A 418-nucleotide genomic window follows, 5' to 3' on the forward strand; every position below is an offset into this window, starting at 1 on the left:
GGGACATCCTCTCCGGCGGCATTGTGGCGCTGCATTCGGGCTGGCGTTTGTGATCTCTGCAACAAACCACATCGTGCGCCTCGCCCGCGCCGCCTACGTCTTCGCGCGTGAGGGCGTGTTCGGCGTCGTCGATCCGGCGTTGGTGCCGCCGCCGGCGCAAATCCTGGTGAAGCTCGCCCGTCTGGTCGAGCGGCGCGGCGCCAAATCCGGACCGCGGCTATCGCGCGCACTGACGCGGCTGGGGCCGGCCTATCTCAAGCTCGGCCAGTTCCTCGCCACAAGACCCGATGTGGTCGGCGTGGTGCTGGCGCGCGACCTGGAGAGCTTGCAGGACCGCCTGCCGCCGTTCCCGCAAGCCGAAGCCGAAGCCGTGATCGCGCAATCGCTGGAACGCCCGCTGGCGCAGACTTTCGTGAGT

1 pseudogene is annotated in these 418 nt (G+C 68.7%); it reads left to right on the top strand.

The annotated features are described in order from the left end of the window. Positions 1-49 precede the first annotated feature (49 nt). Positions 50-418 (top strand): annotated as a pseudogene (locus I6F36_RS39100) (ubiquinone biosynthesis protein UbiB); the annotation flags it as partial.

Origin of the sequence: Bradyrhizobium sp. BRP19 (assembly GCF_020194195.1) — a bacterium.
Lineage (GTDB): Bacteria > Pseudomonadota > Alphaproteobacteria > Rhizobiales > Xanthobacteraceae > Bradyrhizobium > Bradyrhizobium yuanmingense.